Raw genomic sequence first — 22041 nt, forward strand, 5'->3', positions numbered from 1 at the left:
GTCACGGTTGGCGAACACCCGGATCTCCGATAGGTTAGGCAAGGCTTACCTAAGGAGGATTTGGGATGGGTGACAGCCAGAGCTGGGCGGCCGTGCCTGCCGCTGCCGAGCGGGCCCGTTCGGTACTCGCGGCCTCGTGGTCCTGCGCCGTGACCGCGGACGGCGGGCGCGAGGAGTTCGTCGGTGCGCACACCGTCGGCGAGGACGGCCGGGTGATCCTGCGCGTGCCCGAGGACAGCGCTCTGCTCACGGCCGCGATCTGCGCGCCCCGCGGCGAGCCGTCCGCCGTGCTGGAGTTCGCGGACGTGGCGCCCGTTGCGGTACGCGGCCGTATCCGTGCCCGGCTCTGGCTGGCCGGCTGGTTCACCCCTGAGGACGGCCACCTCGCCTTCCACGCCACCCGGGTCGTGCTGAAGGAGCCCACCGGCGCGGTCGTCGTCGACCTCGAGGAGTTCGCCGGCGCCGAGCCCGACCCGCTCGCCACCGCCGAGGCGCACCTGCTCACCCATCTCGCCGACGCCCACCCCGACGCGGTGGAGCGGCTCACCCGGCTCGTCCGGCGGGACTGCCTGCACGGGGCCGTCCGGGTCCAGCCGCTCGCCGTCGACCGGCACGGACTGACGCTGCGCGTCGAGCGTGCCCGCGCCCACGGCGACGTACGCCTGCCCTTCCACGCGCCCGCCGACGACGTCGGCCAGCTCACCGAGCGTATGCACGTCCTGCTGACCCAGGCGGCGGCCGCCGCCTGCCCCCGAGCCCTACAGCGGCAGCGCACAGACGGCGACGGGTGACGCGAACGGCTCGCCCGCGAGCCGCAGTTCACCGTCGGCGCCGTCCACCCGGAAGACGCTGACCGTGCCGGAGCGCTGGTTGGCCGCGAACAGCAGACCGCCGTCGGGGGAGAGGGCGATCTGCCGGGGAAAGTCGCCTTCCACCGGCACCGTGCCGAGCAGCCGCAGCCGGGCCCCGTCCGCCTCCACCGCGTAGCGGGCGAGTGTGTTGTCGCCGCGGTTGGCGAGAAAGGCGTACCCGCCGTCCGGCGTGACCGCCAGCTGCGCCGGGTAGTTGGTCTCCGCCTTCGCGCCCGTGGACTGCGGCCTCCCGATCGCCAGCCGGCCGCTCGACGGCTCGTACGCGCAGACCGCGACCGTGTCGTCCGCCTCGCCGGCGAGGTAGGCGTACCGGCCGCCGGGATGGAACGTGAGGTGCCGTGGACCGGCGCCCGCCCGGGTGTGCGCCTGCGCGACCTCCGTGAGCGTCCCGGCCCGCTCGTCCAGGCGGTAGCTGTACACCGTGTCCGTGCCGAAGTCGACGGCGAGGACATGGCCGCCGTCCGGAGCCGTGATGAACTGGTGTGCGTGCGGCCCCTGTCGGCCCGACCGGGGCGCCGGACGGCTGTGCGTCACCCGGTCGGTGCGCTCGCCGAGCGCCCCCGAGGCGGCGATCGGGTGCACGGCCACGCTGCCCGAGCCGTAGTCGGCGCTCAGCAGCCACCGCCCGCCCGGATGGACCGACAGGTGGCAGGTGTGCGCCCCGCCCGTCGGCCGGTCGCCCAGCACCTTCCCGTCGGACAGCCGCACGGCGGTCACCGCACCGCGCTCACGTTCGTTCACCACGTACAGCGTTGCGCCGTCCGGGTGCACCGCGAGATACGACGGGTCCTGGACGCCGGTGATCGTGCCCCGGCCGGTGATCCGCCCCGAGGCGGGGTCGTACGAGGCGACGCCGATACCCTTCCCGCCGCCCTCCGCGGAGGTGTAGGTGCCCAGGTAGAGCGGGCGGGGGCCGGAGGAGCTCCGCGAGGGATCCGGGGCGGCGGACGCCGACGCCGAGGGCTGTCCGGGCGGCGCGGCCTGCGGTGAGTCCTGGCTCTTCGTCGCGCCACCGTCGCTGCCGCCGCCGCTTCCGCTGCCGCACCCGGCGAGGGCCGACGCGGCGGCCGCGCCGCCGAGCATCCCGACGAAGCCGCGCCTGCTCCAGCCTCCGCCGAGCTCTCGGCTTCGGCCGGGGCGGGGGGAACCCCCGCGCGCCGCTGCCGTCCCACTGCCCATGCCCGCACCTCAGGTCGTCGTACGCCTCCGCCGTGACAGCCACCTTGACCCGGACGGGCCGTCGAGCGCAAAAGCGGACCTCCCGGCGCGGCGGACGGCCGGGCGCGGCGGACGGCCGGGTGCGCCGGGGCGGAGGGGGGCGAGCGGAGCCCGGCTGCCGGTGCCGTACGTACGGCACCGGCCTCCCCGGTGCGTCCTGCGGCTGGTGCGGAGCGGGGCGGGCGGTTGCCGCCACGGGTTCAGGGCACCGGACGGGACCCGACGCCGACCCCGTCCGGGGCCGGCTCAGGAAGAACGCCGGCCGAACCCCGTACGGTTGCGCCACAGCTCGTCCTGCACGCCCAGGCGCTCGCGCAGCCGGTTCAGCCGTGGCATCCGCTCACGCTGCTCACGGCTGTTGCGGTCCAGTTCCTCCAGGAGGCGGCGGGAGCGGTGCTCGGTGTCGAGCTCGTCGATGATGCGGGTGGCCTCGGTCAGCACCGCGCCGTGCAGCTGCCACTGGCGCGCGTCGTGCTGGAGCTGCTCCAGCAGCAGCTGGGCGAGCTTGTCGCGGGTGGCCGCGGCCTGCCGCAGCTCGGCGGTGAGCCGCTCCTCGGCGGCGTCCGCGTTGAGGCTGACGCTCGTGGTGACCAGTACGGCGAAGCTGACCACCGCGTCGGCGACCTCGGACAACAACCGCTCCACGACCTCGCCGGTCCCGTCCGGGAACAGTGGCTGCGGCTCGCGCTCCTTGGCGAGGTCGGTGAGGGTCCGGGCGAGCACCCGCAGCACGACCGTGCAGATCTCCAGCGTGTCCAGACCGGTGCGCAGCACCACCCGGTGCAGCAGCCCCTCACGCACGCGTGGATTGAACCGCAGGCTGTCCTCGGCCTGCCGCAGGGCCGCGTCCACCTGGACGATGTCGTGGTCCAGGCGGCGCGCCTCGTGCAGCCGGGCGGCCGCCTGCTCCACCGGGGTACGGCCCGAGGCCTCCTCGCCGATGCGCAGCATCAGCTGGCGCAGCCGACGGGCCAGCCCCTCGATGGACTCGCCCGCCTCCTCCACCCACACCGGAGGCGGCAGCAGCAGATTGCAGCCGAGCCCGACGAACGCGCCGATCAGCGTCTCCACCACGCGCGCCCACGCCGTGTCCCCGACGGTGGTCACGCCCAGCACCAGCATGGCGCTGATCGCCACTTCGGGGACGTACTCGTCGACGCGCACCAGATGCCCCACCGCCAGCGAGGACACGATCAGCAGCGCGAGGCTCCACCAGGTCAGACCCACCAGGAGGCTGAAGGCGATGGCCACGAGCACACCGGCCACCACGGCGTTCACCCGCCGGATCCCGTTGGTGAGCGTCGCGTACAGGGTGACCTGGACGACGAGCAGCGCGGTCAGCGGCGCGGTGAGGGGCAGCGCCTCGGGGCTCAGGCGCAGCGCGATGACATAGGCGATCGTCGCCGCGGTGGCGGACCGCACTGCCTGGACGACGACGGGTTCCCGGTGGCGCTGTACCAATCGCACGAGCGGGGCCGCTCGCTCACGTACTTCTTCTTGCATCGACAGTCCAGTTCCCCTTCCCCCGCGGCCTCGAACGTTTCTTCACCACCTCGCGGCACGCGCGGGGCGACCGGCTGCCTCGATCGGCCGCATCGAGGACCGTGGCTGTCCGCAAGTGAGCCTAGATTTCACTCATCAGCCGGGGAAGACACCGGGTACGCACAACGCAGGGGGAAAGCTCCATGGCGGACAAGGCAGCCGGGTCAAAAGAAGCGGCCACGGCGGACCGGGCCGACGGGTCGGGCACGCCGGACATCGAGGTCCTCACGAGGGCGCACGCCTACCTGCGGGAAGTGGTCGAGGCGGTCGGCGACGAGCAGTGGGGAGCCGCGACCCCGTGCGAGGCGTGGACGGTGCGCCAGGTGCTCAACCACGCCCGTATCGACCAGCAGGGCTACGGCCTCGCGCTCACCGGAGACCGCCCCGGCAGCGACCCGTTCCACCCGGCCGACGCGCTCGACGGCGACCCGGCGGCCGAGCTGGCGAAGGTGCTGGACGCGGTGGCCGGGGCGTACGCCGGGCTGCCCGCGGACACCGGGCAGGTGCCGACGCCGCTGGGCCCGCTGCCGCTGCCCCTCGCCCTCGGCGCCGCCGCGATGGACGCGGCCGTGCACGCCTGGGACATCGCCGTGGCCACCGGCCAGGACCGCCCCCTGCCGGCCGGGACGGCCGAAGGGATCGGACCGGCGGCGGAACATCTCGTGGACCACCTGCGCGACGCGTACCGGGTCTTCGCCCCGGCGCGGGAGACCCCGGACCGCCACGACCGCTCGGCGACGCTGCTGGCCTTCCTCGGCCGCGACCCGCGCTGGTCCCCGCGGGCGAACTGAGCGAACGCGCCCACACCCGGTCGAAGAGCGGCAGCGTGCGGTTGCGTCACACCACGGCGTCCCGTTCGGCCCGCTCACCCGTGGACGGGATGCGCCGCCTGCCAGGCCAGCCGCTGGTCCGCGCCCTCGCCCAGCGCGGTGAGGAACTCGTCGAGGTCCAGGAACTCCTGCCACACGGGCCGCCCGCCCGCTCGCGACAGCTCGGCCACGACGAGGTCCTCCAGGTCGGCCACCCGCTTGTTCTTCCACACCTTGTCGGCCAGGCTCACCAGCAGATCCTCCACGGTCACGCCCGGCGTTCCCCAGGAGGCGTGCGTCGCGGCGAACCGCGCCGCCTCGGGGCGCACCCCGTGGGCCAGCAGCAGCTCCCGTCCGGCCGCCTCGTGCCGGGCGCCGGGGCCGGACAGCTCGTCGGGGTGCAGCGTCTTGCCGATGTCGTGCGTGGCCGCGCCGAACAGCACCGCCTCCCGGTCCACGGCCAGCGCCGGGCAGTGCCGTCCGACCCAGTCGACGAGCCGGTCCGCGACGTCGTGGACGGCCCGCAGATGAGCGACCAGCCGGGGCGGCGCTCCGACCTCGTCCAGGAGCGCCGCCACCTCCCCCGGCAGCGGGCGCAGCGCAGGGTCCGAGGTCTCGTCCAGGGCGATGGACCGCACGGTCGGGATGAAGGTCATCGGCCCAGCCTAATAACCGTCGCAGGGCGCCCCGGCAACCCCGCACGTGCCTTTTCCGCTGCCTGAACCTGTAGCCCGGCGGCACGGCCCCGGCCACCGGGCGGACCAGGCTGGAGTGCCGTACGTCCTTTGAACGAAGGGCAGTTGTCGCCGGTGCCCGCGTGTACGTGTGCGGCGACGGTTCACGGATGGCGCCGGGCGTCCGGGAGGCGTTCCGTACGCTGTACCGGGACCGCACGCCCGGCGCCGGTGACACGGTCGCCGAGGCGTGGCTCGACGGGCTGATCGCGGACGGCCGTTGCGTGGAGGACGTCCAGGCGGCCGGGAGGAAGGAGCGGGCGGGGTGGCGGATTCCTGGGAGCGTGCCCGGAGCGTCCTGGCGGCGGCGGGCATCCCGCCCGACCGGCTGGCCCACGTGGGGCCGCTCGGCGGCGGCACGTACAACACCGTCGAGGAGCTCCGCCTGACGGACGGCGGCCACTACGTACTGAAGGTCGCGCCCACGGCACCGGGGCTGAGCCACGAGACCCGACTGCTGTCCGCGGAGGCGGAGTTCTGCCGCGGGGCGGCCCTTGCCGACGTGCCGGCGCCGCGGGTGGTGGCCCTCGACGGGCAGTGGCTGCTGATGACGGTGTGCCCGGGCGGCCCCTGGAACGGATCCCTGGATCCCGCCGAACAGGCCGACCTGCGCAGGGAGTTGGGGAGTCAGGTGGCTCGACTGCACCGGGTGACCGGGCCGGGCTTCGGCTACCCTTCCGGCGCCTTCGGCCCGCTCGCCCCCGACTGGCGCACGGCGTTCACGGCAATGTTCGACGCCCTCCTCGCCGATGCCCGCGGCTACGGCGCCTGGCTGCCCCGTCCCGTCGACGAGGTGGCCGCCGTCGCGCGGGCCGCGTACGACGCCCTGGACGAGGTGAGCGTCGCCCGCCTCGTCCACTTCGACCTGTGGCCGGGCAACATCCTGGTCGACCGGGCGGGCCCGACACCCCGGATCGGGGGCCTCGTCGACGGTGAGCGCATGTTCTGGGGCGATCCCCTCGCGGACTTCGTCTCGCTGGCGCTGCTCGGGGACATCCGGCGGGACGAGCCGTTTCTGGAGGGCTATCGCCGGGCCGGAGGCCACGCCGGGTTCGACACGTCCGCCCGGCTGCGTCTCGCCCTGTACCGCGCCTACCTCTACCTGATCATGCACGTCGAGACGGTCCCGCGGGCCTACGGCACGGATCACGACCGCTGGCTGCGCGAGACGGTCGCGCCGGAGCTCCTCGCGGCACTGGACGAGATCGAGTCCGCGGGCGTCTCTTAGCTCACATCGTGAACTAAGGGTTGGAGGAATGTCGCGTGAGGCTGCCCGCAGGGGTATGTTGCAGGTCGGGCAGGGGGCGAAGGGGAGCGACATGACGGGGCGGAACGGGCGCACGGTACGCGACCTGAGGCGGGCCAACCGTACGGCTGTGCTGCAACGGCTCTACTTCGACGGGCCCCTCAGCCGCTTCGAGCTCGGCCCGGCCACCGGCCTGAGCTCCGGTTCGGTGAGCAATGTCGTCGCCGACCTGGTCGCCGACGCACTGGTCGAGGAGGCCGGCAGCGTCGACTCCGACGGCGGCCGCCCGCGCATCCTGCTGCGCGTCGTCCCCGCCAGCGGACACATGATCGGCGTGGACGTCGGCGAGACCCGGGTGCGGATCGAGCTGTTCGACCTCACCCTCACCGAACTCGCGCGGGTGGAAAGGCCGTTGGAGCAGCGGCGGTACGAGGTCGACGGGATCGTCGGGCACATCCGGGACGGCGTCGCCGAGGTGCTGGGCGCCGCCGGCATCGGCCCGGAACAGCTGCTCGGGGTCGGTATCGGCGTCCCGGGCATCATCGAGCACACCCCGGAGCGGGGCGCCGTCGTGCACGGCCAGACGATCGGCTGGGACGCCGTCCCACTGGAGGCGCTGCTGCGCGAGAGCGCCCTCCTCCCCGAGAGCGTGCCGTACTTCATCGACAACGGCGCCAAGACCCTCGGCCAGGCCGAGATGTGGTTCGGCGGCGGACGCGGTGCGCACAACGCGGTCGTCGTCCTCTTCGGCTCGGGTGTCGGCGCCTGTCTCGTCACGCCCGAGGTGGAGCACGGCCGTGCCGTCGAGTGGGGGCATCTGACCGTACGGGTACGGGGCCGCCGCTGCCGGTGCGGCGCCCTCGGCTGTCTGGAGGCGTACGCGGGCGCCGAGGCGCTGCTGGAACGCTGGCGGGAACAGGGCGGCCGGCCGCCGGAGGACGCGGACGAGGAGAGCGCGCTGACCGCTATGCTCACCGCCGCCTACCCTCTCGGGAGCACGGAGGCCCCCGACCCCGTGGCGCTCGAGGTGCTGGAGGAGACGGCCGAGTACCTCGGCGCCGGTCTCTCCGACCTGATCAACCTCTTCCAGCCCGAACGCATCCTCATCGGGGGCTGGGCCGGACTCCAGCTCGGCGCCCGCTTCCTGCCCGCCGTACGCCGCCACGCGACCGCGTACGCGCTGCGTCACCCCGCGCAGAAGGTCACCGTCGAGCTCGGGCGGCTCGGCCCCGACGCGGTCACCGTCGGCGCGGCGATCCTCCCGCTCGCCGACTTCTTCGCCCGAGGCGGCCGACGCCCCGAACCCACCCCCGCGGGCCCGGCCCCCGCCTGGCGGACGGTCCTGGAGGAACGCGCCCCACGGTGACCCCCGCCCCCGGCCCGTCACCGCCCCCGCGGGCCCGGCCCCCGCCTGGCGCACGGTCCTGGAGGAACGCGCCCCCCGGTGACCCCCGCCCCCGGCCCGTCACCGCCCCCGGCCTCGCGTTTCGGCGTTTGTCCTGGAGGTACTCGCCTCCTCGCCGGGCGATCGGCGCCCGGGAAAGTCGTCCGCGCCCGGCGCGGCGCGACGGTGGAGGGAGGACGTCGTGGCCGTACAGCGCCCCGAAAGCCCAGGCGGGAGCGGCCATCCGATCCCGCGTGACCTGCCGGACCAGCAGGCCGACGGGGGAGAGGACCCCTGGGACATCGGCAGCCCCGAGCGGGCGGCCGCATCCGGCGAGTCCGGTGCGCCGAGCGAGTCCGGTGGGGACGGGGAGAACGCTCCGGACGTCCCCGACACCGACGAGGCGGGTACCGGCCGGCGCGGCGCGCCCCGCGCGGGCAGCGGTCAGGCCGACCAGCCCGTGCCCGAAGAGCCGGCCGACTGAGGAGCCGGCACGGGCATGGCCGACCGGGTCCGCTCATGACCCGTCCACCGTCAGCTCACCGGCGGCGACGGCGCCGGCCGGGGAAGCGCCGCCAAGTCCACGCACCGAGCGGCTGGGCGCAGGACGTGCCGCAGGCCTGCCCGGGAGGGCGGTGACCAGCGCAACGGCCGCAGGACGGGGTGTCCCGCTACGCGAACGCGTTCACACCGGTCAGCCGCGCCGACAGGTCCCACAGCCGGGCCGCCTGACCGGGGTCCGTCGCCCAGTCCTTGACGCCGACCCGCTCGCCGTCCGCCGGGGCGGGCTCGGCGATGTCGCAGTCCTCGAGGTAGACGCCGCCCCTACCGGTCAGCTGCGGCGAGGTCGCCGCCCACACCTGGGTGGCCGCGCCCTGCTCCGGGGTCTTGAAGCCCTCCACGTCGAGCACGTTGCCGTCCTCGTCGATCCAGCCGCGGTCCACCATCTCCTGCTTCGGCAGATGCCGTTGGAGGGGCGTGAGAATGCCACCGGGGTGGAGGGAGAACGCGCGGACGCCCCGGTCCCGGGCCAGCCGGTCGAGGTGGCCGGCGAACAGCACGTTCGCGGTCTTGGCCTGCCCGTACGCCTCCCACTTGTCGTATCCCTCGCGCCAGTGGACGTCGTCCCAGCGCATTCCCGAGAAGTGGTGGCCGCGCGAGGACACCGAGACGATCCGGGCGCCGCCGGGCTCGATGGCCGGCCAGAGCCGGTTGACGAGGGCGAAGTGGCCGAGGTGGTTCGTGGCGAACTGGGCCTCCCAGCCGGGGCCGACCCGGGTCTCCGGGCAGGCCATGATCCCGGCGCTGTCGATGAGGAGGTCGACGGTCCGGCCGGAGGCGAGGAACCGGTCGGCGAAGGCGCGCACGCTCTCCAGGTCGCCGAGGTCGAGGGTGTCCGTCTCGACGCCGGAGAGGCCGGCGAGGTTCTCGCGGGCGGTGTCCGGGCGGCGCGCGGGCACGACGACCCGGGCGCCGGCCTTGGCCAGCGCGCGCGTGGTCTCCAGTCCGAGGCCGGAGTATCCGCCGGTGACGACGGCCAGCTTCCCGGTCAGGTCGATGCCCCGCAGGACGTCGTCGGCGGTGCTCGTGGCGCCGAAGCCCGAGCCGATCTTGTGCTGTGCGGTGTCGCTCATGTCCGGAACGCTACGGATTGGAGCGCACTCGAAGTCAAGTGCCTGAGGTCAAGCGCCTGCCGTCGAGTGCCTCAGGTCGAGTGCCTCAGGTCGGGCGCCCGAAGTCGGGCGCCCGGATGCCCGGGTGGCGGAGCCGTGGGGGAATCCGGTCCGTGCGGACAGGGGAATGCCCCGACCGGACGGGGGAATCACGGTCGGGGCGGTCTGAGCGTGGGTGCGGATGGCGGTCGCCTCTCGGCGAAAGGCTCCACAGGGCTTCAGCCGAACGATCGTCCCTGCGGGCAAGAGGTGAGGCCCGGGGCCACTGTCCCATCCACACCCACGAAGGGTTCAACGGGGAACTTCCCATGCGTGTTCCCGGGTCCGTGGCCAGGCGCGGTGATGCGCGTCACCAGCCCCGGGGGTCCGCGCGGAGCACCGTCCCTCAGGCCAGCGGGCTGTCCTCCAGGGACGCCAGGAGTTCGGCTGGATCGGCGTACACCGCTTCCGCTCCCGCCTCCAGCAGGTCGGCGCGGGGGATGCCGCCGCACAGGACGCCCACACAGCGCACCCCGGCCCCGCGGCCGGCCCGCATGTCCCACACGGTGTCCCCGACGAACACCGCGCTTTCGGCGGGCGCCCCGGCCAGCTCCAGCGCGTGTTCCACGGGCTCCGCGGCGGGCTTGCCCTCCTCGACGTCGTCGGCGCTCGCGGTCGCGGCGATGACGTCGTCGGCGTCGATCGCGCGCCGCAGGGCGGACAGCTCGGCCCCGCTCGCGGAGGTGGCGAGTACGACCGTCCAGCCGTCGTCGTGCAGCCTGCGCAGCAGCGGACCCGCGTCCCGCAGCGCCGGCAGCCGGTCGAAGTACTGCCCGTAGAGGGCCTTGTGGGCGGCGCTGATCCGGGCGTCCTCGTCCTTGTCCCGGTCGTCGCCGAGCAGATGGGCGACGAGATCGTCGGAGCCCAGCCCGACCGCCCGGTGCACCGCGTGCATCGGGACCCGGTGGCCCGCCTGCCGGAAGGCCTCCCACCAGGTGGTGACGTGCAGGTGGTTGGTGTCGACCAGGGTGCCGTCGACGTCGAACACGGCGGCGCGTGTCATCACGGGTCCTTTCTCTCGCCCCCCGGGTACCACCTCAGGCACCCGTCACGCCCGCCGGTACCCGCCCCTCCCGCGTCCAGGCCAGCAGGTCCGGCAGCGGCCAGGCGTTCACGATCCGCTCCTTCGGCACCTCGCACTCCTCGGCCCGCGCACAGCCCAGGATCTGCCAGTCCAGCTGGCCGGGCGCGTGCGCGTCGGTGTCGACCGAGAACAGCACGCCCGCCTCCACGGCCCGGCGCAGGAGCCGGCGTGGCGGGTCGAGCCGCTCGGGCCGGCTGTTGATCTCGACCGCGGTGCCGGACTCGGCGCACGCGGCGAACACCGTGTCCGCGTCGAACTCCGACTCCGGCCGTCCCCGCCCGGTCACCAGCCGCCCGGTGCAGTGGCCGAGGATGTCGGCGTGCGGGTCGCGCACGGCGTTCACCATGCGGCGCGTCATCGCGCGGGACTCCATGCGCAGCTTGGAGTGCACGGACACGACGACCACGTCGAGCCGCTCCAGCAGCTCCGGCTCCTGGTCCAGCGACCCGTCGTCGAGGATGTCGCACTCGATGCCGGTCAGCAGGCGGAAGGGCGCCCAGGTGGCGTTGAGCTCCTCGACCACCTCCAGCTGCCGGCGCAGCCGCTCGGGCGAGAGCCCGCGGGCCACCGTCAGACGGGGGGAGTGGTCGGTCAGCACGGCCCACTCGTGGCCGAGCGCGGCCGCGGCCCGGCCCATCTCGTCGACGGGGCTGCCGCCGTCCGACCAGTCGGAGTGCAGATGGCAGTCCCCGCGCAGCAGCTCCCGCAGCCGTTCGCCCGCGCCGTCGGTGAGCGGCTTGCCCGCCTCGTCCTCCAGGCCGCGCAGATAGGACGGCGTCTCTCCGGCGAGCGCCTCGCGCGCCACCTGGGCGGTCTTCGGCCCCACGCCCTTCAGCGTCTCCAGGGTCCCGGCCCCGGCCCGCTCGCGGACCTCCTCCGCGGGCAGCCGCGACAGGACCCGGGCCGCCGTGCGGAAGGCCTTCACGCGATAGGCCGGCGCCAGGGACCGCTCCAGCAGGAAGGCGATCCGGTCCAGGGCTTCGACGGGCTCCATCGCCACCTCCTGGCTCCAGAGTTCCCCACCCGCGGGCCGACCGCACCAGGAAATCGGATGATTCGCACGTACTGGTTCCGTTTTATCCTCTATGTCATGACCGAAATCGCGAGCCTCCGTATCTCCCAGCCGCGGATCATGGTGCTCGGGGTCCAGCCGGGCCTGTCGCCGTTCCGCATCGTGGAAATCGACTCCGAGGTGGTCGGCGAGGCGAGGGACGTGACCGACGTCCTCGAGATCGCCGCCGCGTACGGAATCACGGTTCACGACCTCGACGACCCCGACGTCGTGCGATGGGTGGGCGGGGACCGGTACACCTGGACCCCGCGCTGACGGCGGTCAGGCTCCCTGTCGGGCGCCCCGACGCAGGTGCCGTTCCCGTGCGTGCACCGCGCGGCTCATCCGGCGGCCCACGAGCAGGTAACCGATCAGGGCGCCCGTGGTGTTGAGGATGACGTCGTCGATGTCGAAGGCGCGTCCGGTGACCACGGCGCCCTGGGCGAACTCCACCATCAGCATGACGGTCGCGGTCAGCAGCAGTACCCGCAGCAGCCCGCGCGCCCGGGGAGCGACCACCGGAACCAGAACGCCGAAGGGCACGCCGAGCAGGATGTTCCCGCCGATCTGCTTCACCGCGTCGCGAAGTTCGGGCTGGTCGAGATAGGCACGCAGGGAGTCGCCCGGACGCAGGTTGGAGTGCACCAGTGCCGCGGAGGCGGGTGACGGTTCCAGGGTGAGCCGGGCGAGCACGACGGCGAACGCCACCATGAACGCGAAGGCGAACAGCATCGCCAGCAGCCGGAGCGGAAGCGGCAACGGCCGACGCTCGGCGCGTGCCGCCTTCTTCGACGAGCCCGACTTCGCACCGGGCTTCGGACCTGACTTCGAGCTGGGCTTCGGGCCGGCCTTCGGTACCGGCTTCGGGCTGGATTTCGAGCGCGTCCTGAAGGGGAAACCGCGCTTCGGGCCCGAGTTCCCGGCCCCGTTCTTCGGCGGGGCGGGCTCCTCCGTCCTGGTGGCGCGTGGGCGGAACACGGCAAGCGGACGTAGAGCTGCACGGGCCATTCGGTCCTCCAGTCTTCAACTTCCCAGCGTGATAGGGCGGTTACCCCCGAACGGCCGAGGGATGCGGTCCGCCTCGCCGCGGCCCGCGTCGACCTTCGAGTGGCCGAGTCTCTCGGCGCCCGCGCGATGCCGATGGGCGGCGGGCGCTGTACGCGCGTACCGGTGGGCCGGGTTGCCCGCCCGGCCCCCGGTCTCGCCCACGTGATCGCGCACGCCGTGAACGAGACCGGTTCGCGAGACGCGCTCACCGCTGTCCAGCGGGCCTGGGCCGGTACCCTGCCGGGCCTGGCCCCGACCCTGCAGGCCGCGGGTCCGGCGGTCGTGTCCGTCGCCCGGCCGCACCTGCTCGCGGCCGCCGGCCGGGGCTCTGGCCGCGCCGCCCGCGGTCCGGGCACGTCGGGGACTACGTGGCCCGGCCGCCGGTCTGCACGGTCCTGCCCGGCGCGCCGGCGCTGCCCGGCGTGCCGGCGCTGCCGGGCGTGGTCGGTGGCTGACGCGGCAGGACTGGCACCTTGGGCGGCCGGTCAGGCGTGGTACGTCACCTTCACCTCCGTGAAGCCGAGGGAGCGCAGCAGCCCCTGGAGCATGTCGGTGGTGTTGGTCTCGGCGCGCGCGATCAGCTCGCTCTCCTTCGCCGCCTCGCCGATGTGCCTGACCGCCAGCTTCTGCACGGCCTGCTCACCGCTCGGGTTGTCCGAGAAGAGGTCTCCGAGGCGGTCGAAGAGCCCGCGCTGCTTGGAGACCGCATAGGAGCGGTCGGGGTCGAGCGCCGGTTTGCCGAGCTGGGCGTGCGGCAGCCGGAGCGTGGCCGAGGTGCGGTCGTCGTCGACCGTCACGTCCTTGTCGCCGACCTTGCCGAGGTCGACGTAGGCGTCCACGGTGCCCGCCCCGACGTACAGGGTGCGGGTGCCGCGGATCGCGTCGGGGAGGTATTTGGCGTCCTTCTCCAGGTCGACGACGACCTGGAAGTTCCCGGAGGCGGCGTCGTAGCGGCTCATGTCCTGGATGGATTCCAGCAGGGCGGGGCCCGAGCGGTCATGGGTCTCGGTGCCGAAGAAGTCGCGCAGTCCCGGCAGCAGGCTCAGCCGGATCCCGGCGAACATCACGACGAGTACGACCACGACGGCGGTGAGCACCTTGGCCCAGCCGGGCATGCGCCGGGGGAGGCGTGTGGTGGGCTTCTCGGGCTTGGTGTCTGTCGTCATGCGACGGCCCTCCTTCCTCCTGTCCGGATGCCCGTCAAATCCCCTGTCAGACCGCGCTGTTGACAACCTGTGACAGTGGGGGCCCGGCCGGCCTGCCGCTCAGGTGAGCGTGCCGGTGGGTGCCGCGAGGTCACCCCTGGGCGCCGGAGGGAGGGTCCCGCCCCGTCGGCCCCGTCGGCCCCGTCGGCCCCGTCGCGGGTCGCCGGTCGCCGGACCACCGGGCCGCCAGGCCGACGGCGTGTGCTGCCGCGACCGTCGCGGTTGCGGCGGTTCCACCCGGTTGGCCGCGTGCGGCGGTCCGGGCCCCGGAGGCAGGCGACGACCGGTTTCCCCGGGGTCCGAGGGACTGCGGGTGACGTCGAGTGACCGGGCGGGACTCCCGCGCACTCCTGAGGATGGGCAAAACGGACCCGGTCCGTAGCATGAGAGCTGCCCGCCCCAGCCGGACATGATCAGCGAGGAGCCGGTCGTGCGAGACATCTCCGTGTTCAGCGGCAGTGCCCACCCCGAGCTGGCCGCCGAGGTCTGTGCCCACCTCGGCGTGCCCCTGAGCCCCACCCGACTCAGCAGGTTCGCCAACGACTGCCTGGAGGTCCAGCTCCAGGCGAACTGCCGGGAACGGGACGTCTTCCTGGTCCAGCCCCTGGTCCGGCCCGTGCAGGAGCACCTCGTCGAGCTGCTGCTGATGTGCGACGCGGCCCGCGGGGCGTCGGCGGGCCGGATCACCGTCGTCATGCCGCACTACTCCTACGCCCGCTCGGACAAGAAGGACGCGCCCCGCATCTCGCTGGGCGGACGCCTGGTCGCGGATCTGATGGCGGCGGCCGGCGTCCACCGGGTCCTCGCCATGACCCTGCACTCGCCCCAGGTGCACGGCTTCTTCTCGATGCCCGTGGACCACCTGCACGCCCACCGGGAGCTGGCCGCCCACTTCCGCCGCTACGACCTCACCCGCACCACCGTGGTCTCGCCCGACCTCGGCAACGCCAAGGAGGCCGCCGCCTTCGCCCGGATGATCGGCGCCCAGGTGGCGGCCGGCGCCAAACAGCGGTACGCCGACGACCGGGTCAGTATCAGCGCGGTGATCGGCGAGGTGGCCGGGCGGGACGTGATCGTCCTCGACGACGAGATCGCCAAGGGCAGCACGGTCCTGGAACTGCTCGACCGGCTGAGGGAGTTGGAACCGAGGTCGATACGGGTGGCGTGCACGCACGGCCTGTTCGCGGCCGGTGCCCTCAAGCGGCTCAGCGAGCAGAGCGACGTGCTGGAGATCGTGTGCACCAACACCGTGCCGGTGCCCGCCGAGGAGCACACCGACAAGCTGCGGATCCTGTCCATCGCGCCCGCCCTCGCGGAGGCGGTGCGCCGTATTCACAACGGTGAGTCCGTCAGCGCCCTGTTCGACGCGGAGCGCGGCCGATAGCCCGGGACCGGGACGGGCACAGGCACAGGCACAGGCATCGGGGACGGGAAGCCGGGCGGCGGGGGGACTGCGGGAGCGGGAGGAGCGCTTCGAGCGCCGTCATAACGTGCCGGAGGTGGCCTCGGGCTGTTCGAGGGCCGCGTCCAGCGTCGTGGCGGGCGGCAGCAGCCGGTACAGCCCCGTGGCCCGCAGGATCCGCAGGGTGAGCCGATGGGTGCAGACGAGGTGCAGATGCCCGCCGTGGTCGAGGACGCGGCGGCGGGCCCGGTACAGCAGGCGCAGCCCGGAGCAGTCGAAGAACTCGATCCGGCTCAGGTCGATCACGATCCGGGGCGCCGGGCCACCGGTCGCGTCGTCGAGGTGCGGGGTGATCTCGGTCGCCGCGACGATGTCGATCTCGCCGCGGAACTCCAGCACCGTGTACCCCCGGTCCTCGCGGACGCGCAGATGCGGGGTGTCCGCTGCGGGTTTCTCCAGCACGACGACATCGCCTCCAACCCGCTCCACCGGTCGGGAGCCTCCAACGGCCGGGGAGCAGACAGCTGTTCCCCGCCCCAGCAAGTTACCCCCGATCGAGTGAATTCCAGCATGTTCGATTGACATATGTCTTCGAAATTACAACCGACTCTGCCGGAGTTTTTTCGCGCCGTGAGCGAAGGGGTGCGCCGGGTGCTACGACAGGGCGTGCCAGGCCTTGGAGAGCGCTGTGCGCAACTGCTCCGCCTGGTGTGCGGTGAGCTCCCGCACCATGCGCTCCTCCAGCTCCCGCACCGGCCCGGCGTGCCGGTCGAGCAGCTCGCGACCCTCCGTGGTGAGCAGGATCAGCAGCTCGCGCCGGTTGCGCGGATTGCGTTCGCGGCGGACGAGGCCGCGCGTCTCGAGGGAGCGCACCAGATCGGCGATGGACTGGGCGGTCACGAAGGAGTCCCGGGCCAGCTGGGCGGCGGACAGGCCGTCGTGCCGTTCCAGCACCGTGAGCGCCGTGTACTGCAGGGCCGTGATCCCCGACGGCTTGACCAGCTCGTCCAGGTGGGATCGCACGACCAGCTCCACCTGCTTCACCATGTAGAGCAGGGACGGGGGTGTCCGGTGGGGCTGAGGTGCGGACGCTGCCTTGGTTGTCTGGGTGCCGGCCATGGGGCCGAGCGTAGACCATTGACAGGAAACCTGTCTGTAATGAGACTGCGGACCAACAGGAATCCTGTTTGTTGAAATCTTGGCGACGATGCTGAGGAGTGGCGATGACCACCTTCGAGATCGACCCCGGTCGACTGTTCATCGGGGGACAGTGGCGCGAGGCCGCGGACGGAGCGCGGACCGAGGTGGTCGACCCGTCCCGGGGCACGGTCGTCACCACCGTCGCGGAGGCGGGCGCCGCCGACGTCGACGCCGCCGTACGGGCCGCGCGCGCGGCCTTCGACGCCGGGCGGTGGTCCGCGCTGAGCGGCCGGGAGCGCGGCCGCGTCCTGCTCCGGGTGGCGGAGCTGATCCGTGCGGAGGCCGACGAGATCGCCCGGCTGGAGAGCCTGGACGTCGGCAAGCCGATCACCCTGGCGCACGCGGTCGACGTCACGAACGCGGCCAACGACTACGAGTACTTCGCCTCCCTCGCCTTCTCCCTGGACGGCGCGACCCGCGACACCCCGATGAACGCCCTCGCCTACACCAGGCGCGGCCCGCTCGGTGTGGTCGCCGCGATCACCCCGTTCAACTTCCCGTTGATCCTGGCCGGTTCGAAGATCGCCCCGGCGCTCGCCGCCGGCAACACGGTCGTCCACAAGCCCGCCGACGAGACCCCGCTCAGCGCCCTGTACATGGCGGGCCTGTTCCAGCGGGCCGGCGTCCCCGACGGGGTGGTCAACGTCGTCACCGGCGCCGGACCGGTCGCCGGTGAGGCGCTGCTGCGGCACCCCGGCGTGGACAAGATCGCGTTCACCGGCTCCACCGCGATCGGCCGGCACGCCGCGAGCGTCGCCGGCGAGAACCTCAAGCCGGTCACCATGGAACTCGGCGGCAACGCCGCGCACCTCGTCTTCGAGGACGCCGATCTGGAGAAAGCCGTCGGCGCCGTCATCAAGGGCTTCGTCTTCAACACCGGCCAGTTCTGCATGGGCGGCCCGCGGCTGCTGGTGGCCCGTCCGGTCTACCGCACCCTGCTGGGCATCCTCGCCGAGGCGGTGCCCGGGGTGCCGGTCGGCGACCCGCGGAAGGCGGAGACCGTCGTCGGCCCGATGGCAGGGGAGAAGCACCTGCGCAAGGTCGAGGAGTACGTCGAGCTGGCCCGCAAGGAGGGCGCCCGCATCGTCTGCGGCGGCGAGCGGCTCGACCTCGGCGGCGGCTACTACTACAAGCCCACCGTGATCGCCGACCTCGCGAACGACTCCCGTGTCGTCCAGGAGGAGATCTTCGGCCCGGTCCTCACCGTCCAGCCCTTCGACGACGAGGACGAGGCCGTCGCGCTGGCCAACTCCACGCCGTACGGCCTGGCTTCGGGTGTCCAGACCGGCAACCTGGCCCGCGCGCACCGCGTCGCCGACCGCCTCCGGGCCGGCATCGTCTGGGTGAACGACTGGGCGATGCTCGACCCGGCCGTCCCCTTCGGCGGCGTCAAGGACTCCGGCTTCGGCCGCGAGTACGGCCCCGAGGCGATCGACGCGTACACCAAGGTCAAGTCCGTCGTCGTCTCGCTCGACTGAACGCGCCGCGAAACAGAGGGAGTTCAACCGATGTCCATCACCACACGCGCCGCCGTCGTCGAGTCCGGCGGAGCGCCCTTCACCCTGTCCGACGTCGTCCTCGACGACCCCGCCCCGCACGAGGCGGTCGTCCGTCTGGTGGCGGCCGGACTCTGTCACACCGACCTCGGCGTGGCGAGCGGCGGACTGCCCTTCCCGCTGCCCGGAGTACTCGGCCACGAGGGCGCGGGCGTCGTGGAGTCGGTCGGCCCGGCCGTCACGGGGGTGGCACCCGGCGACCATGTCGTGCTGTCCTTCACCTCCTGCGGCGACTGCCGCAACTGCCGCGGCGGCCATCCCGCCTACTGCGCCACCTGGCTGCCGCTGAACCTCATCGGCGGCCGCCGCGCCGACGGCACCGGCACCCTCAGCCGGGACGGCGAGCCCCTCGGCGGCCACTTCTTCGGCCAGTCCTCCTTCGCCGAGCGGGCCCTGGTCGACCAGCGCAGCCTCGTCAAGGTCGACCCCGGGGTACCCCTGGCGTCGATCGCCCCGCTGGGCTGCGGGGTCCAGACCGGCGTCGGCGCCGTCTGGAACGTGTTGAAGCCGGCGACCGGCAGCACGGTCGTCGTCCTCGGCGCGGGCGCCGTCGGCCTGTCGGCGGTCATGGCGGCCGCCCTCACCCCGGCCACCACGATCATCGCGGTCGACCGGGTCGCCGAACGCCTCCAGCTGGCCAAGGAGCTGGGCGCCACGCACACCGTCGACGCGAGCACGGTCACGCCGGTCGAGGCGGTCGCCGAGATCACCGGCGGGCAGGGCGCCGACGGCGTCGTGGAGACCACGGGCAACACGGCCGTGCTGCGCCAGGGCGTCGACGCGCTCGCCGCCCGCGGCACCCTCGTCGTCGTGGGCGCACCGCCCTTCGGCAGTGAGGTCGCCCTCGACGTCAACGGGCTGCTGGGCGGCAAGCGGGTCGTCGGGCTCACCCTCGGCGACAGCGAGACGCAAGCCTTCATCCCGGCCCTGGTCGAGCTGGTCAAGGAGGGGCGGCTCCCGCTGGACCGCCTGATCGGCACCTATCCGTTCGCGGACATCGACCGGGCGGTGCGGGACATGACCGAGGGCAGGACCATCAAGCCCGTGCTGCTGTTCTGACGGATCGTCAGTCGACCGTCAGGACCAGCTTGCCGGTGGTCCGGCCGGTGTCGCCGAGGGTGTGCGCCTCGGCGGCATCGGCCAGCGGGAACGTCCCCGCGATCGTGGGGCGCAGCTTCCCCGTCCCGGCCAGTTCGGCGATCGTCCGCATCCCGGCCCGGTCGGCGTCCACCAGCATCCGCACCGCCCGTACGCCGAGCCGCTCCGCCTCCTCGTGGAACTCGTCGGACCCCACCGGCAGGATCGACACCACGATCCCGCCCGGCCGCAGCACGCGCAGGGACCGCACGGAGGCGTCCCCGCCCAGCGTGTCCAGGACCACGTCGACGTCCTTGACGGCCTCGGTGACGTCGTTCTCGCGGTAGTCGATCACCTCGTCGACGCCGAGCTCCCGCAGGAAGTCGTGCTTGCCCGCGCTGGCCGTACCGATCACGTACGCGCCGCGCGCCTTGGCGATCTGCACGGCGACATGCCCCACACCGCCGGCGGCCGCGTGGATCAGTACCCGCTGCCCGGCCTCGAGGCCGGCGTTCTCGACCAGCGCCTGCCAGGCGGTCAGCGAGACCAGCGGCAGCGCGGCCGCCTGGACGTGGTCGATGCCGGCCGGCTTGTGCCACAGGGCACGGACCGGGGCGATGGCGTACTCGGCGTGCGAGCCGTGTCCGTAGGGGTACGGCAGCATGCCGAAGACCTCGTCGCCGGGGGCGAAGGCGGCCACGCCGATGCCGACCGCCTCGACGGTCCCGGAGAGGTCCCAGCCCAGGACGAAGGGCGGCTCGCCCAGGAACCCGCCCGTCGCGCGGTGCTTCCAGTCGGTCGGGTTGACGCCGGCGGCGCGCACCCGGACCAGTACCTCGTTCGGACGCGGCGCGGGCCGCTCCACTTCCCTCTCCGTCAGGACCTCGGGGCCGCCGAGGACGTTCTGGTCGATGACGCGCATGGTGTTCACAGTGCTCATGGTGAGCCAGCCTGCCGGGCCGCGTCCGACCGGGAAATGGCAAGATTGCCAAGCTTCGATAGGATCGTGCCATGCAGGCACAGCAACGCAAGCACCGGGTGGTCGTCCTCGCCCTCGACGGCGTCTACCCCTTCGAACTCGGCATCCCCAGCCGGATCCTCGGTGCGGCAGACGGGCACTACGAGATCCTGACCTGCTCGGTCGACGGCGGTCCTGTCCAGACCAACGCCGACTTCACGGTCGGCGTGCAGCACGGTCCCGAGGCGCTGGCCACGGCCGACACGGTCGTCGTCGCCCCGGTGGCCTCCGACCGGATCACCGCCGGACTGCCGGACGGGGTCGCCGAGGCGCTCGCCCGGATCCGCCCCGACGCGCGCATCGTGTCCATCTGCACCGCCGCGTTCGTCCTCGCCGCCGCCGGTCTCCTGGACGGCCGCCGGGCCACCACCCACTGGCAGGTCGCCGAGGCGTTCGGCCGGATGTATCCGCAGGTCGACCTCGACCCGGACGTCCTCTTCGTCGACGACGGCCGCGTGCTGACCTCGGCGGGCGCCGCCTCCGGGGTCGACATCTGTCTGCACCTCGTCCGCAAGGACCACGGCAGCGAACTCGCCAACAAGGTGGCCCGCCGCTGCGTGGTCCCGCCGTTCCGCGACGGCGGCCAGGCGCAGTACATCGAACAGCCCGTTCCCGAGTCCGGCGCGGCGAGCACGGCGGCCACCCGCGCCTGGGCCATGGGACGCCTGGACGAGCCCCTCGCCCTCGCCGACCTCGCCGCGCACGCCCGGATGAGCCCGCGCACCTTCGCCCGCCGCTTCCACGGCGAGGTGGGCATCAGTCCCGGCCGCTGGCTGATCCAGCAGCGCGTGGTGCACGCCCGGCACCTGCTGGAGGCCAGTGACCTCTCCGTCGACCAGATCGCCGGCCGGGTCGGCTTCGCCACCGGCGCCTCACTGCGCCAGCACCTGCACGCGGCCATCGGCGTCTCCCCCCAGGCGTACCGCAGGACGTTCCAGACGGCCCGCTGAACGTTGCGGATCGCTGCCGCGTCACAGGAGCGGGCGCGAACGGGCGGCCGCGGGACGGAAAAGAGGGCGGGTATGCGCGCACGGTTCGTGGCGGCGGGACTGCTGGTGGCACTGGCGGCCGTGGGATGCGGTGCCGGGGACGGGACGGACGTGGTCGTCGAGGGAACGCCACCGGCGACGCCGTACGCCGGTCCGCTGGACATCGCCACGAAGGAGCTGGACGAGAGCACGCCGCAGGCCCTGCGCACCGCGTCCGGCGCCGCGGGCCGGGCGCTGGAGTGCGACGGGGAGATCTCCTCGGGCGGCGGGCCGGACGGCTGGAGTGAACGCGACGGCGGTGACACGCCGCAGGAGGGACTGCGGCTCTACTTCGACCTGTTCGAGCCGGCGGGCCCGCGCTCCGGCTTCCGGGTGGAGCGCGAGGAGGCGGACCGGGTGCTGTTCTCGTACGACGTGGCCGGGCGGACGAAGGTCGCGGTCGTCGTCGCCCGGGACCAGAAGGACCGGCCGGGGTGGGGCCCAGAGACCAGCGCCTCCTGCGATCCGGCCGAGCTTCCCGCGCGCGTCACCGACGCCGGCGACGAGGAGATCTGGACCGACCGGCACGGTGCGCGGGTCGCGACCACGATCCTGAGCAGCTACCCCGGTGCCGAGCACTGCGACTGGCAGACGGCGCACTTCCTGGGGATGGGCCGGGGCGAGGACCACCGGCAGTACGTCCGCGACCCCGACGGCGTGATCGAGGAGGATCTGCTGACCTCGCCGTACGACGGCGACGCCGCTGTGCCGGCCGACGCCCACGACACCGGGTACCGCTACGGCGACTGGCGGTTGTGGATGACGGACGACGCCTCGACGGCGTACGTCCGCACCTCCGACGGGGTCGAGGCCTGGCCCCTGGCGAAGGACATGGTGGCGTGCATGTGACCGCCGG

At 73.3% G+C, this 22041-nt stretch carries 22 protein-coding genes and 1 pseudogene; 12 read left to right on the forward strand and 11 right to left on the reverse strand.

What is annotated here, in order from left to right; translation table 11 throughout:
• The first annotated feature begins 65 nt into the window (after nucleotides 1-65).
• A complete protein-coding gene (locus QQM72_RS07430) occupies nucleotides 66-791 on the forward strand; it encodes a DUF2470 domain-containing protein (protein ID WP_314219980.1) in 726 nt (241 codons plus the stop codon).
• Here QQM72_RS07430 and QQM72_RS07435 read toward each other — a convergent pair.
• Together QQM72_RS07435 and QQM72_RS07440 are read right to left on the reverse strand one after the other, a co-directional pair.
• Nucleotides 759-1955, reverse strand: a complete 1197-nt coding sequence (locus QQM72_RS07435; protein ID WP_314220149.1) for a lactonase family protein — start codon at nucleotides 1953-1955, stop codon at nucleotides 759-761. The two genes, QQM72_RS07430 and QQM72_RS07435, sit on opposite strands and share 33 nt — an antisense overlap.
• 381 nt (nucleotides 1956-2336) lie before the next feature.
• On the reverse strand, nucleotides 2337-3593 hold the full coding sequence (locus QQM72_RS07440) for an FUSC family protein (protein ID WP_314219981.1): 1257 nt from the start codon (nucleotides 3591-3593) through the stop codon (nucleotides 2337-2339).
• 182 nt (nucleotides 3594-3775) lie between these two features.
• On the opposite strand from QQM72_RS07440, the gene QQM72_RS07445 reads away from it, so the two are divergent.
• Complete coding sequence (locus QQM72_RS07445) at nucleotides 3776-4423, forward strand: TIGR03086 family metal-binding protein (RefSeq protein ID WP_314219982.1); 648 nt, start codon at nucleotides 3776-3778, stop codon at nucleotides 4421-4423.
• Between the two features lie 74 nt (nucleotides 4424-4497).
• Here QQM72_RS07445 and QQM72_RS07450 read toward each other — a convergent pair whose 3' ends face one another.
• Entirely contained in the window at nucleotides 4498-5097 is a 600-nt protein-coding gene (locus tag QQM72_RS07450; RefSeq protein ID WP_314219983.1) for an HD domain-containing protein, read from the reverse strand.
• A 146-nt stretch (nucleotides 5098-5243) separates the two neighbouring features.
• Between QQM72_RS07450 and QQM72_RS40840 the strand changes: the two are divergent.
• From QQM72_RS40840 to QQM72_RS07465, 4 genes and pseudogenes are all read left to right on the forward strand, one after another.
• A pseudogene (locus tag QQM72_RS40840) lies at nucleotides 5244-5423 on the forward strand (hypothetical protein); the annotation flags it as partial.
• Nucleotides 5424-5440: 17 nt separating this feature from the next.
• Complete coding sequence (locus tag QQM72_RS07455; protein ID WP_314219984.1) at nucleotides 5441-6403, forward strand: phosphotransferase family protein; 963 nt, start codon at nucleotides 5441-5443, stop codon at nucleotides 6401-6403.
• 91 nt (nucleotides 6404-6494) lie between these two features.
• Entirely contained in the window at nucleotides 6495-7787 is a 1293-nt protein-coding gene (locus QQM72_RS07460) for an ROK family protein (RefSeq protein WP_314219985.1), read from the forward strand.
• Between the two features lie 220 nt (nucleotides 7788-8007).
• The gene (locus QQM72_RS07465) at nucleotides 8008-8289 is read left to right on the forward strand and encodes a hypothetical protein (RefSeq protein ID WP_314219986.1); all 282 of its coding nucleotides are present in this window, start codon (nucleotides 8008-8010) and stop codon (nucleotides 8287-8289) included.
• 187 nt (nucleotides 8290-8476) lie between these two features.
• Here the strand turns inward: QQM72_RS07465 and QQM72_RS07470 are convergent, their stop codons facing one another.
• The 3 genes from QQM72_RS07470 to QQM72_RS07480 all read right to left on the reverse strand — a co-directional run bounded on the left by QQM72_RS07470 (nucleotide 8477) and on the right by QQM72_RS07480 (nucleotide 11595).
• The gene (locus QQM72_RS07470; RefSeq protein ID WP_314219987.1) at nucleotides 8477-9439 is read right to left on the reverse strand and encodes an SDR family NAD(P)-dependent oxidoreductase; all 963 of its coding nucleotides are present in this window, start codon (nucleotides 9437-9439) and stop codon (nucleotides 8477-8479) included.
• A 424-nt stretch (nucleotides 9440-9863) separates the two neighbouring features.
• The gene (locus QQM72_RS07475; RefSeq protein ID WP_314219988.1) at nucleotides 9864-10520 is read right to left on the reverse strand and encodes an HAD family hydrolase; all 657 of its coding nucleotides are present in this window, start codon (nucleotides 10518-10520) and stop codon (nucleotides 9864-9866) included.
• A gap of 34 nt (nucleotides 10521-10554) precedes the next feature.
• Nucleotides 10555-11595, reverse strand: a complete 1041-nt coding sequence (locus QQM72_RS07480; protein WP_314219989.1) for a PHP domain-containing protein — start codon at nucleotides 11593-11595, stop codon at nucleotides 10555-10557.
• Nucleotides 11596-11691: 96 nt separating this feature from the next.
• On the opposite strand from QQM72_RS07480, the gene QQM72_RS07485 reads away from it, so the two are divergent.
• Nucleotides 11692-11928 (forward strand): hypothetical protein, encoded by a 237-nt coding sequence (locus QQM72_RS07485; protein WP_028806480.1) that lies wholly within the window; start codon nucleotides 11692-11694, stop codon nucleotides 11926-11928.
• 6 nt (nucleotides 11929-11934) lie between these two features.
• Here the strand turns inward: QQM72_RS07485 and QQM72_RS07490 are convergent, their stop codons facing one another.
• Both QQM72_RS07490 and QQM72_RS07495 read right to left on the reverse strand, forming a co-directional pair.
• Nucleotides 11935-12411, reverse strand: a complete 477-nt coding sequence (locus tag QQM72_RS07490) for a VanZ family protein (RefSeq protein WP_314219990.1) — start codon at nucleotides 12409-12411, stop codon at nucleotides 11935-11937.
• Between the two features lie 773 nt (nucleotides 12412-13184).
• On the reverse strand, nucleotides 13185-13865 hold the full coding sequence (locus QQM72_RS07495; RefSeq protein WP_314219991.1) for a DUF4230 domain-containing protein: 681 nt from the start codon (nucleotides 13863-13865) through the stop codon (nucleotides 13185-13187).
• Nucleotides 13866-14334: 469 nt separating this feature from the next.
• Between QQM72_RS07495 and QQM72_RS07500 the strand changes: the two genes are divergently transcribed.
• Entirely contained in the window at nucleotides 14335-15288 is a 954-nt protein-coding gene (locus tag QQM72_RS07500) for a ribose-phosphate diphosphokinase (RefSeq protein WP_314219992.1), read from the forward strand.
• Between the two features lie 99 nt (nucleotides 15289-15387).
• Here the strand turns inward: QQM72_RS07500 and QQM72_RS07505 are convergent, their stop codons facing one another.
• Entirely contained in the window at nucleotides 15388-15795 is a 408-nt protein-coding gene (locus tag QQM72_RS07505; RefSeq protein WP_082412745.1) for an anti-sigma factor antagonist, read from the reverse strand.
• Nucleotides 15796-15960: 165 nt separating this feature from the next.
• Nucleotides 15961-16425, reverse strand: coding sequence for a MarR family winged helix-turn-helix transcriptional regulator (locus QQM72_RS07510; RefSeq protein ID WP_057604054.1), 465 nt, complete (start codon nucleotides 16423-16425; stop codon nucleotides 15961-15963).
• 104 nt (nucleotides 16426-16529) lie between these two features.
• Between QQM72_RS07510 and QQM72_RS07515 the strand changes: the two genes are divergently transcribed.
• A complete protein-coding gene (locus QQM72_RS07515) occupies nucleotides 16530-17984 on the forward strand; it encodes an aldehyde dehydrogenase family protein (RefSeq protein ID WP_314219993.1) in 1455 nt (484 codons plus the stop codon).
• A gap of 30 nt (nucleotides 17985-18014) precedes the next feature.
• A complete protein-coding gene (locus QQM72_RS07520; protein ID WP_314219994.1) occupies nucleotides 18015-19121 on the forward strand; it encodes an NAD(P)-dependent alcohol dehydrogenase in 1107 nt (368 codons plus the stop codon).
• 7 nt (nucleotides 19122-19128) lie between these two features.
• Here the strand turns inward: QQM72_RS07520 and QQM72_RS07525 are convergent, their stop codons facing one another.
• Entirely contained in the window at nucleotides 19129-20079 is a 951-nt protein-coding gene (locus tag QQM72_RS07525) for an NADP-dependent oxidoreductase (protein ID WP_314219995.1), read from the reverse strand.
• A 71-nt stretch (nucleotides 20080-20150) separates the two neighbouring features.
• Between QQM72_RS07525 and QQM72_RS07530 the strand changes: the two genes are divergently transcribed.
• A complete protein-coding gene (locus QQM72_RS07530; RefSeq protein ID WP_314219996.1) occupies nucleotides 20151-21107 on the forward strand; it encodes a GlxA family transcriptional regulator in 957 nt (318 codons plus the stop codon).
• Nucleotides 21108-21179: 72 nt separating this feature from the next.
• Nucleotides 21180-22034, forward strand: a complete 855-nt coding sequence (locus QQM72_RS07535) for a hypothetical protein (protein ID WP_314219997.1) — start codon at nucleotides 21180-21182, stop codon at nucleotides 22032-22034.
• The last annotated feature ends 7 nt before the right edge of the window (nucleotides 22035-22041 follow it).

This window comes from Streptomyces zaehneri (genome assembly GCF_032248645.1).
In the GTDB taxonomy this organism is placed as follows: domain Bacteria; phylum Actinomycetota; class Actinomycetes; order Streptomycetales; family Streptomycetaceae; genus Streptomyces; species Streptomyces coriariae.

Bases quoted from the DNA above. Each gene is read 5' to 3' on its own strand.
- QQM72_RS07525 (WP_314219995.1), bottom strand. From the start codon at position 20,079: ATGAGCACTGTGAACACCATGCGCGTCATCGACCAGAACGTCCTCGGC.
- QQM72_RS07535 (WP_314219997.1), top strand. From the start codon at position 21,180: ATGCGCGCACGGTTCGTGGCGGCGGGACTGCTGGTGGCACTGGCGGCC.
- QQM72_RS07515 (WP_314219993.1), top strand. From the start codon at position 16,530: ATGACCACCTTCGAGATCGACCCCGGTCGACTGTTCATCGGGGGACAG.
- QQM72_RS07460 (WP_314219985.1), top strand. From the start codon at position 6,495: ATGACGGGGCGGAACGGGCGCACGGTACGCGACCTGAGGCGGGCCAAC.
- QQM72_RS07440 (WP_314219981.1), bottom strand. From the start codon at position 3,593: ATGCAAGAAGAAGTACGTGAGCGAGCGGCCCCGCTCGTGCGATTGGTA.
- QQM72_RS07445 (WP_314219982.1), top strand. From the start codon at position 3,776: ATGGCGGACAAGGCAGCCGGGTCAAAAGAAGCGGCCACGGCGGACCGG.
- QQM72_RS07430 (WP_314219980.1), top strand. From the start codon at position 66: ATGGGTGACAGCCAGAGCTGGGCGGCCGTGCCTGCCGCTGCCGAGCGG.
- QQM72_RS07510 (WP_057604054.1), bottom strand. From the start codon at position 16,425: ATGGCCGGCACCCAGACAACCAAGGCAGCGTCCGCACCTCAGCCCCAC.
- QQM72_RS07495 (WP_314219991.1), bottom strand. From the start codon at position 13,865: ATGACGACAGACACCAAGCCCGAGAAGCCCACCACACGCCTCCCCCGG.
- QQM72_RS07475 (WP_314219988.1), bottom strand. From the start codon at position 10,520: ATGACACGCGCCGCCGTGTTCGACGTCGACGGCACCCTGGTCGACACC.
- QQM72_RS07530 (WP_314219996.1), top strand. From the start codon at position 20,151: ATGCAGGCACAGCAACGCAAGCACCGGGTGGTCGTCCTCGCCCTCGAC.
- QQM72_RS07520 (WP_314219994.1), top strand. From the start codon at position 18,015: ATGTCCATCACCACACGCGCCGCCGTCGTCGAGTCCGGCGGAGCGCCC.
- QQM72_RS07450 (WP_314219983.1), bottom strand. From the start codon at position 5,097: ATGACCTTCATCCCGACCGTGCGGTCCATCGCCCTGGACGAGACCTCG.
- QQM72_RS07470 (WP_314219987.1), bottom strand. From the start codon at position 9,439: ATGAGCGACACCGCACAGCACAAGATCGGCTCGGGCTTCGGCGCCACG.
- QQM72_RS07485 (WP_028806480.1), top strand. From the start codon at position 11,692: ATGACCGAAATCGCGAGCCTCCGTATCTCCCAGCCGCGGATCATGGTG.
- QQM72_RS07435 (WP_314220149.1), bottom strand. From the start codon at position 1,955: ATGCTCGGCGGCGCGGCCGCCGCGTCGGCCCTCGCCGGGTGCGGCAGC.
- QQM72_RS07480 (WP_314219989.1), bottom strand. From the start codon at position 11,595: ATGGAGCCCGTCGAAGCCCTGGACCGGATCGCCTTCCTGCTGGAGCGG.